Source organism: Nocardioides sp. SRI_004 (assembly GCF_057586415.1).
This window is the reverse complement of record NZ_JBYCZV010000017.1, coordinates 38,037-55,720: the sequence shown is the minus strand read 5'-3', so window position 1 is coordinate 55,720 and position 17,684 is coordinate 38,037. Positions and strand designations below refer to the sequence as shown.

General features: G+C 73.0%; 15 protein-coding genes. 12 read left to right on the top strand and 3 right to left on the bottom strand.

From position 1 onward, the window contains the following. The first annotated feature begins 98 nt into the window (after window positions 1–98). From AC2YHB_RS20710 to AC2YHB_RS20670, 9 genes are all read left to right on the top strand, one after another. The gene (locus AC2YHB_RS20710) at window positions 99–1,553 is read left to right on the top strand and encodes an aromatic amino acid ammonia-lyase (protein ID WP_179647687.1); all 1,455 of its coding nucleotides are present in this window, start codon (window positions 99–101) and stop codon (window positions 1,551–1,553) included. Between the two features lie 148 nt (window positions 1,554–1,701). Beyond that, on the top strand, window positions 1,702–2,835 hold the full coding sequence (locus AC2YHB_RS20705) for an ABC transporter ATP-binding protein (protein WP_036541391.1): 1,134 nt from the start codon (window positions 1,702–1,704) through the stop codon (window positions 2,833–2,835). Continuing rightward, the gene (locus AC2YHB_RS20700) at window positions 2,832–3,473 is read left to right on the top strand and encodes an ABC transporter permease (RefSeq protein WP_179647686.1); all 642 of its coding nucleotides are present in this window, start codon (window positions 2,832–2,834) and stop codon (window positions 3,471–3,473) included. The genes AC2YHB_RS20705 and AC2YHB_RS20700 overlap by 4 nt, the downstream gene beginning before the upstream one ends. Next, complete coding sequence (locus AC2YHB_RS20695) at window positions 3,473–4,219, top strand: ABC transporter permease (protein ID WP_179647685.1); 747 nt, start codon at window positions 3,473–3,475, stop codon at window positions 4,217–4,219. The genes AC2YHB_RS20700 and AC2YHB_RS20695 overlap by 1 nt, the downstream gene beginning before the upstream one ends. A 23-nt stretch (window positions 4,220–4,242) precedes the next feature. Beyond that, entirely contained in the window at window positions 4,243–5,160 is a 918-nt protein-coding gene (locus tag AC2YHB_RS20690) for an ABC transporter substrate-binding protein (protein WP_036541395.1), read from the top strand. A 102-nt stretch (window positions 5,161–5,262) separates the two neighbouring features. After that, window positions 5,263–6,435 (top strand): cysteine desulfurase family protein, encoded by a 1,173-nt coding sequence (locus tag AC2YHB_RS20685; RefSeq protein WP_179647684.1) that lies wholly within the window; start codon window positions 5,263–5,265, stop codon window positions 6,433–6,435. A 24-nt stretch (window positions 6,436–6,459) separates the two neighbouring features. Beyond that, the gene (gene mnmA, locus AC2YHB_RS20680; protein WP_218864868.1) at window positions 6,460–7,584 is read left to right on the top strand and encodes a tRNA 2-thiouridine(34) synthase MnmA; all 1,125 of its coding nucleotides are present in this window, start codon (window positions 6,460–6,462) and stop codon (window positions 7,582–7,584) included. Then, window positions 7,581–8,594, top strand: coding sequence for a uroporphyrinogen decarboxylase/cobalamine-independent methonine synthase family protein (locus AC2YHB_RS20675; protein ID WP_179647683.1), 1,014 nt, complete (start codon window positions 7,581–7,583; stop codon window positions 8,592–8,594). Before mnmA ends, AC2YHB_RS20675 begins: the two co-directional genes overlap by 4 nt. Window positions 8,595–8,661: 67 nt before the next feature. After that, window positions 8,662–9,243 (top strand): hypothetical protein, encoded by a 582-nt coding sequence (locus AC2YHB_RS20670; protein ID WP_487354545.1) that lies wholly within the window; start codon window positions 8,662–8,664, stop codon window positions 9,241–9,243. Window positions 9,244–9,308: 65 nt separating this feature from the next. Here the strand turns inward: AC2YHB_RS20670 and AC2YHB_RS20665 are convergent, their stop codons facing one another. Continuing rightward, window positions 9,309–10,961, bottom strand: coding sequence for a DHA2 family efflux MFS transporter permease subunit (locus AC2YHB_RS20665; RefSeq protein WP_179647681.1), 1,653 nt, complete (start codon window positions 10,959–10,961; stop codon window positions 9,309–9,311). Between the two features lie 42 nt (window positions 10,962–11,003). Then, window positions 11,004–11,606, bottom strand: coding sequence for a TetR/AcrR family transcriptional regulator (locus AC2YHB_RS20660; protein ID WP_051931525.1), 603 nt, complete (start codon window positions 11,604–11,606; stop codon window positions 11,004–11,006). Window positions 11,607–11,798: 192 nt separating this feature from the next. On the opposite strand from AC2YHB_RS20660, the gene ligA reads away from it, so the two are divergent. Genes ligA through AC2YHB_RS20645 form a run of 3 tightly spaced genes read left to right on the top strand, consistent with a single transcriptional unit; the run spans window position 11,799 to window position 17,233 of the window. Continuing rightward, window positions 11,799–13,892: an NAD-dependent DNA ligase LigA gene (gene ligA / locus AC2YHB_RS20655; protein WP_487354544.1), complete on the top strand. Its 2,094-nt coding sequence runs from the start codon at window positions 11,799–11,801 to the stop codon at window positions 13,890–13,892. A gap of 4 nt (window positions 13,893–13,896) precedes the next feature. Continuing rightward, window positions 13,897–14,931 (top strand): alpha/beta hydrolase family protein, encoded by a 1,035-nt coding sequence (locus tag AC2YHB_RS20650; RefSeq protein ID WP_179647679.1) that lies wholly within the window; start codon window positions 13,897–13,899, stop codon window positions 14,929–14,931. Between the two features lie 28 nt (window positions 14,932–14,959). Then, a complete protein-coding gene (locus AC2YHB_RS20645) occupies window positions 14,960–17,233 on the top strand; it encodes a protein kinase domain-containing protein (protein WP_179647678.1) in 2,274 nt (757 codons plus the stop codon). On the opposite strand, the gene AC2YHB_RS20640 is transcribed toward AC2YHB_RS20645, so the two are convergent. Next, window positions 17,234–17,671, bottom strand: a complete 438-nt coding sequence (locus AC2YHB_RS20640) for a hypothetical protein (protein ID WP_179647677.1) — start codon at window positions 17,669–17,671, stop codon at window positions 17,234–17,236. Window positions 17,672–17,684: the final 13 nt, after the last annotated feature.

Below are 17,684 nucleotides of genomic sequence, written 5' to 3'. Positions count from 1 at the left end.
TAGTGTCCGGGATCCCGGACAGATATCGCCTGCGGACGACTGGTGTCCCCGCCACGCGCGCCGTGGAATGGGAGCCCACGAGACCACGAGGAGCACACATGACGCAGGGCCAGGCCACCCTCCGCATCGATGGCCACAGCCTCAGCTGCCGCACCATCGCCCAGGTCGCGCGGGACGACGTCGGCGTCCAGCTCGATCCGGCGGCGCTGGAGCGCGCGCGGGAGGCCTGGGAGCAGGCCGAGAGCATCGCCCAGCGACGACAGGTCTACGGCCGCACCACGGGGGTGGGAGCCAACCGCCACGAGGCGGTCGACGGCGAGGCGGCCGTGGGGCACGCCCTGCGGCTGCTGCGGAGCCATGCCGGCGGCGCCGGCCCGCTCCTGCGGGACGACCACGTGCGGGCCACCCTCGTCGTCCGCCTCAACCAGCTCGCCGCCGGCGGGTCCGGCATCCATCCGCGGATGCTCGAGGCGCTCGCGCGGACCCTGGTCGAGGGCGCCCTGCCCGCGGTGCACCGGCTCGGCGCCATCGGGACGGGGGACCTGACGATGCTCGCCGAGATCGGGCTCACCCTCGCGGGGGAGCGCCCGTGGGCGGTCGGCGGGCTGCCGGCCGTCCAGGTGGATCTCGGCGACGCCCTCGCGCTGATGAGCAGCAACGCCGCGACGCTGGCGGAGGCCGCGCTCGCCTGCGGTGACCTCCAGGTGCTGCTGCGCGCGAGCCATGTCGTGGCCGCGCTGTCCTACCGTGCGCTCGGCGGCTCGCCCGAGGCGTACGCCGCCGCCGTCCACCGGGCGAAGCCGCACCCGGGCCAGGTCCTCTGCGCGTCCGAGATGCGTCGGCTCCTCGGCATGGAGGGCTCGGCCGTGGCGGGGCGCCGCATCCAGGACCCGTTCGGGCTGCGGGCCTTCCCGCAGGTGCAGGGGCCGGCCCTGGACAGCCTCGCCGACCTCGAGCGCATCCTGGAGATCGAGGTCAACGCGACGGCCGAGAACCCGCTCGTCTCCACCGATCTCGGGGACGTCTTCCACCACGCGCACTTCCACACGGCGTACGTCGCGGTCGCGCTCGACCAGGCGCGGGCGGCCCTGCACCACGTCGCCGAGCTGTCGACGGCGCGCCTGGGCGACCTGGTCGAGCCGGGGATGACCGACCTGCCGCCGTTCCTCGCATCGGGGCCGCCGGGCAGCTCGGGCGTGATGATCCTGGAGTACGTCGCCCAGGACGCGCTCGCGCAGCTCCGGCACGCCGCGCTGCCGGTGACGCTCGGGACGGCCGTGGTCTCGCGGGGCCTGGAGGACCATGCGAGCTTCTCGACCCAGGCGGCCCGCCAGGCGACCGCCGCCGTCGACTCCTTCCGGCTCGTGCTCGCCTGCGAGCTGGTGGCCGCCGTCCGGGCACTGCGGATGCAGGACGCCGACATCGCCCACCTGCCGGTCGGAAAAGCCTTCGACCGCGCCGTGGAAGTCCTCGAACCCGCGCTCGAGGACCGCTCGCTGACCGCGGACGTCGAGCTCGCCGCCGGTCTTCTTCCGGAGCTCTCGGGCATCTGAGGAACGCGCCTCGTGCGGGTTGTCTGGGATATCGGACATGATGGACGCCGAGGCCATGTACACGCAGGTGGCCGTCGGCGTGGAATGAGGCACGGATCACGCGCACCGGGCGCGGACCCGACATGACAGCAATCGAGGTGAGCTCCGGATGATCCGGTTCGACTCAGTGACCAAGACATATCCCGACGGCACCGTCGCAGTGGGAGGCCTGGACATGGTCGCGCCCACCGGCAAGATCACCGTCCTCGTGGGGCCCTCCGGCTGCGGCAAGACGACGTCGCTGCGGATGATCAACCGGATGATCGAGCCCACCGCCGGGCGCATCTGGGCCGACGACCGCGACACCGCGACCATGGACGCGGCCGAGCTGCGGCGAGGCATCGGCTACGTCATCCAGCACGCCGGCCTCTTCCCGCACCGCACCATCGCGGCCAACATCGCCACGGTGCCGCTGCTGCTGGGGTGGGACAAGAAGAAGGCGCGGGCCCGGTCGATGGAGCTCCTCGAGCGCGTCGGCCTGCCGCTGTCCTTCGCGAACCGCTACCCCAGCCAGCTCTCCGGCGGGCAGCAGCAGCGCGTCGGCGTCGCCCGCGCCCTGGCGGCCGATCCGCCGGTGATGCTGATGGACGAGCCGTTCAGCGCCGTCGACCCGGTCGTCCGCGAGCAGCTGCAGGACGAGTTCCTCCGGCTGCAGAGCGAGCTCGGCAAGACGATCATCTTCGTCACCCACGACATCGACGAGGCGATCAAGCTCGGCGACCAGATCGCCGTCCTCAGGGTGGGCGGCAAGCTGGCCCAGCTGAGCGATCCCGCGCACCTCCTGGCCCACCCGGTCGACGACTTCGTGGCCGACTTCGTCGGACGCGACCGCGGCTACCGTGGGCTGGGCTTCCAAACGGTGCCCGAGCTGAGCCTGCGGTCCGAGACGACCATCCGTGTGGGCGCGACCAGCGAGGAGGCGCGCGCTGCCGGCGCCGACGGATGGGCGTTGGTCGTCGACGACGACGGTCGCCCGCTGGGCTGGATCGAGCCGCAGCGGATCGAGGGGGTCGTCGAGCGCGAGACCCTCCACCGCGGTGGCACCGTCGCCGCGGTCAACGGCACGCTCCGGGCGGCGCTCGACGCGGCCCTGTCCTCGCCCAGCCGACGCGGCGTCATCGTGGACGCCGACGGCGTCTTCGCCGGCACGGTCCTCGGCCAGCAGGTGCTCGCCGCGATCGAGAACGCCGAGCGTCCCGCGGCGGACGCGGGCGCCACCGACCTGCTCGGGAGCGCGACATGACCTGGTTCCTCGACCACTACTCCGATGTGCTCTCGCTGGCCGGCAAGCACATCGTCCTCGCCGGCCTGCCGTTGGTCCTCGGCCTGGTCATCGCGATCCCGCTGGGCTGGCTCGCCAAGCGCTACCGGTTCCTCCACGCGCCCCTGATCATGGGCACGGGGCTGCTCTACACGATCCCGTCGCTGGCGCTGTTCATCCTGATGCCGCTCGTCATCGGCACCCGGATCCTCGACCCGCTCAACGTCATCGTCGCGATGACGATCTACACCGTGGCGCTGCTGGTGCGCACCGTGGCCGACGGGCTGAGCGCCGTGCCCGACTCGGTCAACCAGGCGGCGACCGCGATGGGCTTCAAGCGGGTGCGCCGGCTGTTCATGGTCGAGCTGCCCCTCGCCACCCCCGTCATCGCGGCCGGCCTGCGCGTGGCCGCCGTCAGCAATGTCAGCATCGTCAGCGTCGCGGCCATCATCGGCGTGCCGCAGCTGGGGTCCCTGTTCACCGAGGGCTTCCGGCTGAACTACACCGACCCGATCGTCGTGGGCATCATCGCGTGCGTGCTGCTCGCGCTGCTGTTCGACCTCGCTATCATCGGCGCGACGCGTCTGATCACCCCGTGGCAACGAGTCAGGAGGGCCTGATGAACGGCGTCATCAGCTGGATCACCGCATCCGAGCACTGGACGGGTGAGGACGGCGTCCCGAACCGCCTCCTCGAGCACCTGCAGTACTCCTTCACCGCGGTGGTGATCGCAGCCCTCATCGGGATCCCGCTCGGCCTCTACATCGGCCACACCGGCCGCGGCCGGTTCGTCGTGGTCAACCTGGTCGGCGCCATCCGCGCCATCCCGAGCCTCGGCCTGCTCTTCGTCTCCGTCCTCCTGCTCGGACCGCGGCTCGACGGCGACGCCGCCTTCCTCGTGCCGAGCGAGATCGTGCTGGTCGTCCTCGCGGTCCCGCCGATCCTGGCGGGTGCGTACGCCGGCGTGGAGGAGGTCGACCCGGCCGCCCGCGATGCCGCCAAGGGCATGGGCATGCGGGGCACCGAGGTCCTGGCCAAGGTGGAGCTGCCCTGCGCCCTGCCGCTGATCTTCTCCGGACTGCGCTCGGGAACCCTGCAGGTGGTCGCCACGGCCACCATCGCCGCCACCGCGGGCATGGGTGGTCTCGGCCGCTTCCTCATCGACGGCCTCGCGGTGCGTGACTACACGCAGATGGCCGCCGGTGCCGTCCTGGTCGCCGCACTCGCGCTGATCGTCGACCTCGTGTTCGCGCTGGTCCAGCGCTACGTCGTCTCGCCGGGCCTGACCGGCCGCGTCGGCCGCGCGTCCCGCTCCCGAAACCGCCGCGCCGGCGCCGCCGCGGCCGCTCTGCAACCCGCTCCCTGACCCTCAGAGAAGGAAGACCGAAAATGAATCGACGGACGATCCCGCTGGTCAGCGCCATCGCTGCCGGCCTCCTCACGATGTCCGCCTGTGGTGGTGAGGACCCGCTGGCCTCCGACGACAGCGGGCCGCGCTCCGACTCCGGCACCGTCGTCGTCGGGTCCGCGGACTTCACCGAGAGCACCCTGCTCGCCGAGATCTACGCCGGCGCCCTCGAGGCGAAGGGCATCAAGGTCAAGAAGACGCTCAACATCGGCAGCCGCGAGGCCTACATCCCCGCCCTCCAGGACGGGTCGATCGACCTGATCCCCGAGTACACCGGTGTCCTCGACCAGTACTTCGACAAGGACGCCTCCGCCACGGACTCCGACGAGGTCTACACCGAGCTCCAGGCCGCGCTGCCGAAGGACCTCATCGTGCTCGACAAGTCCGACGCGGAGGACAAGGACGCCGTCGTCGTGACGCGGAAGACCGCGGACAAGTACGACCTCGCCTCGATCGGCGACCTCAAGGAGGTCGCGGGTGACCTCACCCTCGGTGGCCCGCCGGAGTGGAAGACGCGCCCGACCGGCGTACCCGGCCTCGAGAAGCTGTACGGCGTGAAGTTCGACAGCTTCCGGGCGCTGGACGCCGGCGGCCCGCTGAGCGTCCAGGCCCTCAAGAACGGCCAGGTCGACGCGGCCAACCTGTTCACGACCGACCCGAACATCCCCGCGAACGACTTCGTGGCGCTGGAGGACCCGGAGCACCTCTTCGCGGCCCAGAACGTGGTGCCCCTCATCGCGAAGTCGAAGGCTGACGAGACGGTGACGGACGCGCTGAACGCGGTGTCGGCGGCGCTGGACACCGAGACCCTCGCCGGCCTGCTCGAGCAGGTCGTGCTCGACAAGAAGGACGCCGCTGACGTGGCGAAGGAGTTCCTCGCCGCGAACGGCCTGGACTGACGCACCGGAGGCGGTCGTCCCTGCGGGACGGCCGCCTCCTGTGTCCCCGCCCGCTGCCGGGTTGGGTACGCCGTGGGCACGCGCCGTAACCTTGGGGGTGCCATGGAAGCACCGACGGTCTACCTCGACCACGCCGCGACGACGCCGATGACCGACGTCGCGGTCGAGGCCATGACCGCGCGGCTGCGCGAGGTCGGCAACGCCAGTTCGCTGCACGCCTCCGGCCGCCGGGCGCGGCGGATCGTCGAGGAGTCCCGCGAGACGGTGGCGCAGGCGCTCAACTGCCGCCCGGGCGAGGTGGTCTTCACCTCCGGCGGCACCGAGGCCGACAACCTCGCCGTGAAGGGCCTCTTCTGGTCCCGCCGCGACGCCGACCCGGTCCGCACCCGGGTCCTGGCCAGCGCGGTCGAGCACCACGCCGTCCTCGACCCGCTCGAGTGGCTCGACGAGCACGAGGCCGCGGCAGTCGTGTTGGTGCCCGTCGACGGGCTCGGACGGCTGCGGGTCGACGCCCTCGCCGAGACGATCGAGCGCGATCCCCGCACGGTCGCGATGCTCACCGTGATGTGGGCCAACAACGAGGTCGGCACCCTCCAGCCGATCGACGAGGTCGTCGCCCTCGCGCACCAGCACGGCATCCCCGTCCACACCGACGCGGTGCAGGCCATCGGCTCGGTCCCCGTCGACTTCGCGGCGAGCGGCGTGGACGCGCTGTCGGTCTCCGGGCACAAGGTCGGTGGTCCGCAGGGCGTGGGCGCTCTCGTCGTACGACGCGAGGTGGACCTGACCGCGCTGCTGCACGGCGGCGGCCAGGAGCGCGACGTGCGCAGCGGCACGCTCGACGTGCCCGCCATCGCCGGGTTCGCCGCCGCGGTCGAGATCGCGGTCAAGCAGCAGGCCGACCTCGCCGCGCGGCTGGTCGTGCTCCGTGACCGGCTGATCGCCGGTGTGCGCCACGCCGTGCCCGACGTGGTGCTGAACGGCGACCCGGTGGAGCGCCTGCCGGGCAACGTGCACCTGGGCTTCCCGGGCTGCGAGGGCGACTCGCTGTTGATGCTGCTCGACGCCCGGGGCATCGAGTGCTCGACGGGTTCGGCCTGCTCGGCCGGCGTCCCGCAGCCCTCCCACGTGCTGCTGGCGATGGGTCGCGACGCCGCCGACGCCCGCAGCTCGCTGCGGTTCAGCCTCGGCCACACCAGCACCGAGGCCGACGTCGACGCCGTGGTCGCCGCGATCGCTCCCTGCGTGGAGCGGGCCCGTGCGGCCCGCGCCTGATCCGGGGGCGAGCCCGTGGAGCCGCTGAAGGTCGTCGCCGCCATGTCCGGGGGAGTGGACTCCGCCGTCGCCGCCGCGCGCGCCAAGGAGGCCGGCCACGAGGTCACCGGCATCCACCTGGCGCTCTCGCGCAACCCGAAGTCATACCGCTCGGGCGCCCGCGGCTGCTGCACGATCGAGGACGCCAACGACGCCCGCCGCGCGGCCGACGTCATCGGCATCCCCTTCTACGTCTGGGACCTCTCCGATCGCTTCCACACCGACGTGGTCGAGGACTTCATGGACACCTACGCGGCCGGGCAGACGCCCAACCCCTGCCTGCGCTGCAACGAGAAGATCAAGTTCGCGGCGGTGCTCGACAAGGCGCTGGCGCTGGGCTTCGACGCGGTGGCGACCGGCCACTACGCGAGCGTGGTCCAGGGCCCGGCAGGCGTCGAGCTGCACCGCGCGGTCGACGGCGCCAAGGACCAGTCCTACGTCCTCGGCGTGCTCGACGAGCAGCAGTTGCGGCACTCGCTGTTCCCACTTGGCGACACCCCGAAGACAAAGGTCCGCGAGGAGGCGGCCGCCCGCGGGCTGCTCGTCGCCGACAAGCCGGACAGCCACGACATCTGCTTCGTCGCCGACGGCGACAACACCGGGTGGCTGCGGGAGAAGCTCGGCGACCGGGCGCCCAACCAGGGCGGCGAGATCGTCGACGAGGCGACCGGGACGGTGCTCGGGCAGCACACCGGCACCTACGGCTTCACGATCGGCCAGCGCAAGGGCCTGCGCCTGGGCCACCCCGCGCCGGACGGCCGCCCGCGCTACGTCCTCGACATCGAGCCCGTCAGCGGGACCGTCACCGTCGGCCCCCGCGAGCGGCTCGCCGTCGAGCGGATCACCGGCGACCGGCTGCGCTGGTGCGGCGCCCCGCTCCCGGCCGGGACCGTGCTCGACGGGCCGGACGTCACCGTCCAGCTGCGCGCCCACGGCGCCGAGCACCGTGCGGTCGTCCGGGTCCTCGACGGGCAGCTGGAGGTCGAGCTCGTGGAGCAGGCCCACGGCATCGCCCCCGGCCAGGCCGTCGTCGTGTACGACGGCACCCGGGTCGTCGGCTCGGCCACGATCACCCGCGCCGACCGGGTCCCCGCGGGAGCGGCCGGGTGACGGTCCGGGCCACGGGTGTCGGGTCCTTCCCCGGCGACTCCCAGCGCGACTTCGACGAGGCCCTGTCCGTCGTGCTCGGCGAGCTGGCGGCCGACGGCGGCATCCCGTTCCTCCCCGAGGTCCCCGGTCGGGGCGCGGTCGCGGCCATGACCGGTCGCTCGCTCGGTCTCGTCGGCGAGCTCGACGCCGACCTGCAGCCGAGCGGCTGGCGCCTCACCGGCACCTCCGGCGCCCCGACGCTCGACCAGCGTCGTGCCCGCAGCCTGGTCGCGCAGGACCTCGACACGTTCGAGGAGCGCATGGCCGACTACGCCGGTCCGGTCAAGGTCCAGCTCGCGGGACCGTGGACGCTGGCGGCGACCGTCGAGCGGCCCCGCGGCGACAAGCTGCTCGCGGACCACGGCGCGCGCCGAGACCTGGCCCAGGCCCTCGCGGTGGCGGTCGCCGACCACGTCGCCGACGTGCGCCGACGGGTGCCCGGCGCGACCGGGGTCGTCCTCCAGCTCGACGAGCCGGCGCTCCCGGCCGTGCTGGCCGGCGCGGTCCCGACCGCGTCCGGCTTCGGGAAGCACCGCACGGTGCACCCGCCCGAGGCCAGCGAGGCCCTTGAGTGGGTCCTCGGCGCCGCCGGCGACGCCGGTGCCGAGCCGTGGGTCCACTGCTGCGCCCCGGACGTGCCGCTGGGCCTGCTGCGCGGGGCCGGTGCGCGGGGGGTGATGGTCGACCTCGCGCTGCTCGGCGCCGAGGGCCACGACGCTGCCGCCGAGGCCCTGGAGGCCGGGGACACGATCGCGCTGGGCGTCGTACCCACCTCGGGGGCGATGCCGTCGGACAAGGCGCTCGTGGAGCGCGTGCGGCGCTGGCTCGACATGGTCGGCCTCGACCCCGCGGTCGTGGGGGAGCGGATCGTCGTCACCCCGGCGTGCGGGCTCGCCGGCTCCGCTGCGGCCGACGCACGGCGGGCGACCGAGCTGGTGCGCTCGGTGGCGAGGTCGCTCGGCGCAGGCTAGGGCGCCCGAACCTTTCGGGGCGGCCGTGCGTCACACCGACCAACGACGGCAGGAGAGGATCTCGGGCATGGGTCGACGGGGAGTGGCGGGGCTGGCCGTGCTGGGCGTCCTGACGGGTCTGGCCGGGTGCGGCGACGCCGACAGCGCGGAGCAGGACGACGGGACGGTGCCGACGACCGCGCGCACGCTGGCGGTGCTCGCCACCGAGGTCCTCGGGATCGAGCCCGACTCGTTCGAGTCCCCGGGCGAGGACGAGGGCATCGGCGTCGGCATCAGGTTCAACGCCGGCGAGGGCGACGACGGCGACCTGGTGGTGCTCACCGTGGCCGAGGCCGACGGGCTGCCGGCCTGCGCGGACGCGGCGTGCGCCGACTGGTCGGCGGAGGAGGGCGACTTCCAGCTGGTCTGGGAGACCGAGGCCCCCGAGGAGGACCCCGGGCTCCTCGTGCTCCGGCACTTCGACGACGGCGTGCTCGAGGAGGTCTTCTACGCCGGCCAGCCGATCACCGGCGATCCGCGGGAGCAGGCCGGCCTCGAGGTCCCCGTGTCGCGCTTCGAGGAGCTGCTGGCCGACGACCGGCTCGGGCTGGTCGCTCCGGCCGAGCTCGCGGACGCCCCGCTGCCGGGCTGGTCGGGCGACGCCTCCTGACGGACGCGACGAGGCCCGCCGGAGGGATCTCCTCCAGCGGGCCTCGATCAGGTGCGACGGCAGGGTCAGCCGACGTGGACACCCTCGGGTGCGTCCGTGGCGAGCTCGGTGTGCTTGACGTTGAGGAACGTCCAGATCACGGCCGAGGCGGCCAGCATCAGCATCGAGGCGACCAGGAAGGCGTGGACCGCACCCTCCGGGAAGCTGGAGCCGAAGATCGCGGCCTCGAGGAAGCTGAGGTCCGTGCCCGGCACGACGGCCGTCGGGTCGCCGCCGGTGGCGGTGATCGCCTCGGCCATCGGCTTGGCGACCTCACTGGCCTGGTCGTTGGTGAAGTGCAGCGCGACCGTGCTCAGGGTGGCGAGGCCGAGGGCGCCGCCGACCTGCTGCATGGTGTTGAGCACGCCGGAGCCGATGCCCGAGTCCTCGGCGCGGACGTGGTGGACCGCGGTGAGGGTCATCGGGACGAACACCAGGCCCATGCCGATCGCCATCAGGACGATGAACGGGAACAGGTGGGTCCAGTAGTTGATGTCGGCACCACCGTCGGCGAGCGCGGTCAGGACCGCCTTCGGCGACTCGTCGACCGGGATCCGCGAGAACATGAAGAGCGCGGCGGCCGCGAGCAGGGTGCCGGTGCCGGCCAGGAAGCGGGCGTCGACCCGGGCGACCAGGTTGGACGCCAGGCCCGCGCCGATCACGATGCCGAACGAGAACGGCAGGAAGGCGAAGCCGGCCTCGAGCGGGCTGAAGCCCATGATCTGCTGGATGAACAGGCTCAGGAAGTAGAACATCGCGAACATCGCGGCCGGGGCGATCATCATCGCCACGAAGCTCGTGGCGCGGGTCCGGTTGGCGAAGATCCGGACCGGCAGCAGCGGGTGCTCGACCCGCGACTCGACGATCGCGAAGGCGACCAGCAGGACGACACCGGCGACCAGCGACGTGATGGTCTGGGCGTGGTCCCAGCCGTAGGCCTCCTCGCCCGCACGCGACAGGCCGAAGACGATGCCGAGCAGGCCGAGGGTGCCGGTGATGGCGCCGGGGATGTCCATCTGGCCGGGGTGCGACTCGGACTCCGCGAGGATCCGCGGGACCGCGGCGGCGGCGATGAGGCCGATCGGGACGTTGATGAGGAAGGTCAGGCGCCAGCCCTCGACGTCGAGCCCGGCGAACGAGTCGAGGCCGGTCAGCCAGCCACCGAGGATCAGGCCGATCGCGGCACCGACGCCGGACATGGTGGCGTACGCCGCCATGGCGCGGTTGCGGGCCGGTCCGGCCGGGAACGTCGTGGTGATCAGGGCCAGCGCGGCCGGCGCGGCCATCGCGGCACCGACGCCCTGGAGGGCGCGCGAGCCGAGGAGCATCGCCTCGTTGGCGGCGACGCCACCGAGCAGGGAGGCGACCGCGAAGGTCACCAGGCCGATCGTGAACAGGCGCCGGCGGCCGTAGAGGTCACCGAGGCGTCCGCCCAGGAGCAGCAGGCCACCGAACGCGAGCGCGTAGCCCGTGACGATCCAGGTCAGGTTGGCCTGGGAGATGTCGAGGTCGTTGCCGATGTAGGGCAGCGCGATGTTGGCGATGGTCGAGTCGAGGACCACCATCAGCTGCGCGGTGAGGATCAGCACCAGCGCGAGGCCGGCGTGCTTCGTGGGTGTTGCCTCGACGTCTGCGGGCGAGGTCGTCGCCGCAGGGTCGAGGGATTCGACGTCGGTCATGGAGGTTCCTTCGTGTGGATGGTGAGGGAGGTGGGCGCTTCGTCAGCCGCGGGTCGCGGCCGGGAGGATCACCTGGTCGACGACGCGGGCGATCAGGTCCTGGGTCGGTGGGTCTCCGAGCAGGAAGCCGCGGTGCAGCACGATGCCGGGCAGCGCCGCGGTGAGGATGTCGAGGTCGACGTCGTCGCGGAGCTCGCCGCGCTGGCGGGCCCGCTCGTAGACGACGCGGCCGACCTCGACCTTGGGGGCGATGAACCGGTCGCGGAAGGCCGCCGCGAACTCGGGGTCACGGCCGATGGCGGTGACCACGCTGCCGAGGAGCGCGGTCTGGTGCTCGTCGGTGAGTCCACCGTGGCCGCAGTACATGCTGAGCAGGTCGCCGCGCAGGCTGCCGGTGTCGGGCGGCGTCTCCAGCGGGGTCTTCTGCGACATGAGCGCGTCGATGACCAGGTCGGCCTTGCCGTCCCACTTGCGGTAGAGCGTCGCCTTCGACGCCTTGGCCTTCGTGGCGACGGCATCCATGGTCAGCCGGTCGTAGCCCGCGTCGACGAGGACGGCGATGGCCGCGTCGAGGATCTCCTGCTCACGGTCGCCCTCGACGCGGGGTCGGGCCGGTGCCTCACGGCGGCTGATGCGGGGGACCATGGCTACTCCGGGTTCTTCGATGAAACGGAACGGTTTCGTTCCAAGTAGATAGTACGGAACGGTTTCGTTCTGTCAAGCGCGTTGTCGCCGGATCCATTCCCGGGCGTGCGAAAGCCTTCCGGAGAGCACCGACATCGGCGCGTGCCCGCCTCCCGGGCCCGGCCGTCGGTGGCGCCCGGCAAGATGTTCCCCATGAGCCAGGCCGACCTCCCCGTCGTACCTCCCGAGGTGCGTGACGAGCACGCGACGACCAGCGAGGAGATCGAGGAGGCGCGCTACCGCTACTACGTCCTCGACGACCCGACGCTCTCCGACGCGGACTTCGACAAGCGGCTGCGCCGGCTGGAGGCGCTGGAGGAGCAGTACCCCGAGCTCCGGACGCCGGACTCGCCCACGCAGAAGGTCGGCGGGGCGGTCTCGACCGACTTCACGGCCGTGGACCACCTGCAGCGCATGGAGAGCCTCGACAACGCCTTCTCCTTCGAGGAGCTCGCCTCGTGGCACGCGCGGCTCGACCGCGAGGGAGCGTCCGGCGCGGCGCTGCTGTGCGAGCTCAAGGTCGACGGCCTGGCGATCAACCTGCTCTACGAGAAGGGCCGCCTGGTCCGGGCGCTGACCCGCGGCGACGGCCGCACCGGCGAGGACGTCACGCCCAACGTGATGACGATCAAGGCGGTGCCGCACCGGCTCACCGGCACCGACGACTACCCGGTGCCCGACCTCGTCGAGGTGCGCGGCGAGGTGTTCCTCCCGGTCGCCGCGTTCGAGGCGCTCAACGTGTCGATGACCGAGGCCGGCAAGCCCGCCTTCGCCAACCCGCGCAACGCCGCGGCCGGGTCGCTGCGCCAGAAGGACCCGCGGGTCACCGCCTCGCGCGCGCTCGGCATGGTCTGCCACGGCATCGGTGCGCGCGAGGGCTTCGAGCCGAAGGCGCAGTCCGAGGCGTACGCCGCGCTCGCGGCGTGGGGCCTGCCGATCAGCGAGCAGGTGCGGGTGGTGCCGACGCTGGCCGACGTGGAGGCCTACATCACCCACGCGGGCGAGCACCGCCACACGATCGTGCCCTACGAGATCGACGGCGTCGTGGTGAAGGTCGACGACGTCACCCTCCAGCGACGGCTCGGCTCCACCAGCCGGGCGCCGCGGTGGGCGATCGCGTTCAAGTACCCGCCCGAGGAGGTCAACACCAAGCTCCTCGACATCGCGGTCAACGTCGGCCGGACCGGCCGCGTGACGCCGTACGGCGTCATGGTGCCCACCAAGGTCGCGGGCTCCACGGTCGAGAACGCCACGCTGCACAACTTCCACGAGGTCGAGCGCAAGGACGTCCGCCCCGGCGACACCGTCATCCTGCGCAAGGCCGGTGACGTGATCCCGGAGATCGTCGGCCCGGTTCTCCCGCTGCGGCCCGAGGGCCTCGAGCCTTGGGTCGCGCCGACGACCTGCCCGGCGTGCGGCACGGGGCTGGTGGAGCAGAAGGAGGGCGACAAGGACCGCCGCTGCCCCAACCACCAGAAGTGCCCGGGGCAGGTCCGCGAGCGGGTCTTCTTCGTCGCCGGGCGCAGCGCCTTCGACATCGAGGGACTGGGCTACGAGGCGGCGGTGGCGCTGCTCGACGCCGGTGTGATCACCGACGAGGGCGACGTCTTCGACCTCGATGCCGACAAGCTCCGCCGGACCGACCTCTTCACCCGGGCCCCCAAGAAGGACGAGGAGGGGCCGCAGCTCACCGCCAACGGCGCCAAGCTGCTCGCCAACCTCGATGCCCGCAAGGACGTCCCGCTCTGGCGCGTGATCGTCGCGCTCTCGATCCGCCACACCGGGCCCAGCGCCTCCCGCGCGCTGGCCCAGGAGTTCGGCTCGATGGCCGCGATCCGCGCCGCCTCCGAGGAGGAGCTCGCCGCCGCCGAGGGCGTCGGCCCGACCATCGCGCGCGCCGTCATCGAGTGGTTCGAGGTCGACTGGCACGTCGCGATCGTCGACAAGTGGACCGCCGCCGGCGTGTCCATGGAGGACGCGCGCGACGAGTCCGTCGCCCGCACCCTCGAGGGACTGACCGTGGTGGTCACCGGGTCCCTCGTCGACTTCTCCCGCGACTCCGCCAAGGAGGCGATCCTGTCCCGTGGCGGCAAGGCGGCCGGCTCGGTGTCGAAGAAGACCGACTACGTCGTCGTCGGCGAGAACGCCGGCTCCAAGGCCGACAAGGCCGAGCAGCTGGGCGTGCCGGTGCTCGACGAGGACGGCTTCAAGCGGCTGCTGGAGAACGGCCCGGACGCGGCGGGCTGACGCCGTGAGCCGCGCCGGACACGCGATCGCGCTCCTCGCCGTGGGTGCGCTGCTCGCGGCGTGCTCCGGCGCGCCCGACGCCGGTTCGGGGCGATCGCCCCAGCCCGGCCCGGCGTCGTCCTCCGCGACCTCCGGTACGCCGACGGACTCGGCCTCCGTCGTACCTGAGCCGGACCCGGTGTCGCTGCCGGCGCTGGCGCAGAAGTCGTTCAACGGCGGCCGGCTGCGACTGGGGGAGGAGGTCCTGCGGACCGCGACCCAGCGGCAGTACCGGGTCACCTACCGCAGCGCTGACCTCACCATCTCCGGCCGGATCGCGGTGCCGGTGGGCGACGGGCCGTTCCCGGCGGTCGTGCTCGCCCACGGCTACATCGACCCGGCCGTCTACCGCAACGGGCAGGGCCTGACCCGCGAGCGCGAGTGGCTGGCCGACCACGGCTATGTCGCCCTCCACGTCGACTACCGCGGCCACGCCGAGTCCTCCCCGGACCGCAGTCGCGGGCTCGACATGCGGATGGGCTACACCGAGGACGTCGTCAACGCCGTCCTCGCGCTGCGGGCGTGGCGGGGGCCGGTCGACGACGACCGGGTGGCGCTCGTCGGCCGTTCGATGGGCGGCGGGATCGTCATGAACGTGCTGGCCGCCAAGCCGGGCCTCGTGCGCGCCGGGGTGGCGTTCGCGCCGGTGAGCTCCGACGCCGTCGACAACTTCGACCGCTGGGTCCGGGACGCCCCGGGCCGCGGCGGCATCGCCGCGCTCGTCCTGCGGCGGTACGGCGAGCCCGCGGACAACCCGGACTTCTGGGCCGGCATCAGCGCCCGCACCTACTTCGGCGACGTCACCGAGCCGGTGCTGATCCACCACGGCACCGCCGACGACACCTGCCCGCTGCGCTGGAGCCGGGAGACTGCCCGGCTGATGCGGGCCGCCGGCGTCGACGTCACCCTGCGGACCTACCCCGGCGAGGGACACGCGTTCGGGCCCCAGTTCGAGCTGTCGATGCAGCGGACCGACCGGTTCCTCAGACGGCAGCTCTGAGAGACGCCGAAGTCACTACGCTGTCGCCGTGGCGCGCATCCCCGGTGTCGGTGACTCCCTGGGCCCCTACCGGATCACCCGGCAGCTCGGGGCCGGTGGCATGGGCGTCGTCTTCGAGGCGGTCGAGGAGGGCCTCGGGCGACGGGTCGCGCTCAAGGTGCTGGCCGTCCAGCTCGCCGAGGAGCCGGAGTTCCGCAGCCGCTTCCTGCGGGAGGCGACCGTGCTGGCGCGCAGCGACAGCCCGCACATCATCCAGGTCTACAGCCACGGCGAGCACGACGGCGTCCTCTACCTCGCCACCCAGTTCGTCCCGGGCGGCGACCTCGCGGCCCGGGTGGCCAGCGACGGCCTGCCGCCCGCGGACAGCGCGCTCGACCTCGCCGCGCAGGTCGCCTCGGCGCTCGCGGACGCCCACGCGGTCGGCGTCGTGCACCGTGACGTCAAGCCCCACAACGTGCTGCTGCGCGCCGGCCAGGACCAGGTGCACGCCTACCTCTGCGACTTCGGCATCGCCCGCGACGACGAGTCGTCGCTGACCAGCAGCGGGGTGGTGGCCGGCACCTACGCCTACCTCGCGCCCGAGCGGTTCCGTGGTGAGCCCGCCACGGCGGCCAGCGACATCTACGCCCTCGGCTGCCTGGTGTGGTTCCTGCTGACCGGTCGTGCGCCGTACGACGGCGGGCCGGTCCAGCTCGCGACGCAGCACGAGTTCTCGCCGATCCCGCAGCTGCCCGGCGCCCCGGCCCAGCTCAACGCCTTCCTCCGTCGGGCGATGGCCAAGGACCCCGCGGCGCGGCACCCGTCGGCCGGCGCGGCGGCCGCGCACCTGCGCGCGATCCGGGCCGCCGGCGGCCTCCCCAGCGGGCAGTTCGTGGCGCCCCCGCAGCCGCCCGTGCCGTCGTACCCGTCCTCGGCCGGCTCGGCGGGCTCCTACCCGCCGGCGCCCCCGACCTCGCCGATCCCGTCGGTCGGCTCGCACCCGTCGGCGCCGTCGTACCCGTCCGCGCCGTCGACCGCGTCGGTCCCGCAGGCGCCGCCTCCCCAACCCGTGCCGCGTCCCGCGCCCCATCCCACGCCGCTGATGCCGCCCGGCCGCGACGAGCCGCGGCGGCGTACCGGACTGGTCGCCGCGCTGGTCGTCCTCGCCGTCCTCCTGGGCGTCGGTGGGGGCGTGGGCTGGAGCCTGCTGCGCGACGACGGCAAGGGCGACGGCAGCACGGGGGACGGCGGCGACAGCCCGTCGGCCGCCGGCTCCGCCACGGGCGGGTCCAGCCCCGGTTCGTCGGACTCGCCGCGCTCCGCGGGCGCACCGGGACCGATCGACGGGCCGATCGCCCCGGCTGACGTCAACGGCGACGGCTTCGACGACACGATCCTGCTCGACGACCTCGACGACGAGACCGTCGTGCTCCTCTCCGACCCGCGCAGCCAGAGCGGCTTCGGCGCGCAGCAGCGCTGGAGCACCAGTGCGTACGGCGACGCGTTGGTCGTGCGCGGGGACTTCAACGGCGACGGGTGGGCCGACCTGGCGCTCGCCGAGCCCGGACTGGTGCGAGTGGCGGCGTCCAACGGCGCAAGGTTCAGCAAGCCCGTGGAGTGGGCGACACCCGACCTGCCGGACGAGTTCCGCGTGACCGCGGGCGACTTCGACGCCGACGGCCAGGACGACCTGGCCTTCCTGACCGGCGCGGGGACCGGGGCGATCTCGATCGAGGTCGCGCTGGCGGACGGGACGGGCTTCCGAACGCCTGAGTCGTGGGCCGGCATCGACGGCTGGACCTACGAGGACATGCGGATCGGTGCAGCCGACGTCGACGGCGACGGGCGCGCGGACTTCGTCGAGATGGGCCAGCCGCCCGAGGGTGGCATCGACATCCGGGTCTTCGCGTCGCTCGCGGGCGGCACGTTCGACGCCAACCGCGGCTGGTTCAGCGCACGCGACTGGTCCTGGAACACCACGCGGATCGGCCTCGGTGACGTCGACGCCGACGGCGACGCCGATGTGGTCGCGCTGCGCGACTTCGGCGGCGACGGACTCGGCGTCGCCACCCTGCTCTCCGACGGCACCAGGCTGGAGGAGGACGACGAGGTCGTCATCGGCGACCTGGCCTTCGACCGGACCCGCTCGGTCGCCGGCGACACCGACGGCGACGGCACGACGGACCTCGTCCTGGTCGACCGCAACACCGCCGAGGCCCGTCGCTATGCGCGGACGTCCGACGGCTTCACCGAGACCGGCAGCACGAGCGTCGACGCCCACGTCGACGAGGACGGCTCGATCCTGGTCGGCGTCAGCCGCTGATCACGCGCCGAGGCCGGCCAGCCACGCCTCGACCGCGTCGCTGCCCACGAGCCGCACGGCGGGCAGGTCGGGGTGCGACACCGGCAGCGCCTCCACCCAGGCCAGGTCGACCTCCGGCGCGTCCGACCTGATCCGGCGCACGGTACGACGCACGAGGCTCCGCAACGTGCCCGGCTCCTCCGCCAGGACCGTCACCACCAGGTCCGCGCGCTCGAGCAGGACCGCCCGGGCGTCGTACCTCTCGGCGGTGGTGACCCAGCCGTCGAACGCCGCGAGGGCCTCGAGGTCGGCGCGGCCCGCGAGCTCGGAGAGCGGCACCAGCGGCAGGTCGAGGACGGCGGCGAGCCGCTCCAGGAAGGTCGTGAGCAGGGGAGCGGGGCTGCCCGCGACGACGACGCGCTGCGGGAGCCGCGGCGGCATCGGGGCAGGGAGGTCCACCCGGCGGATTCTA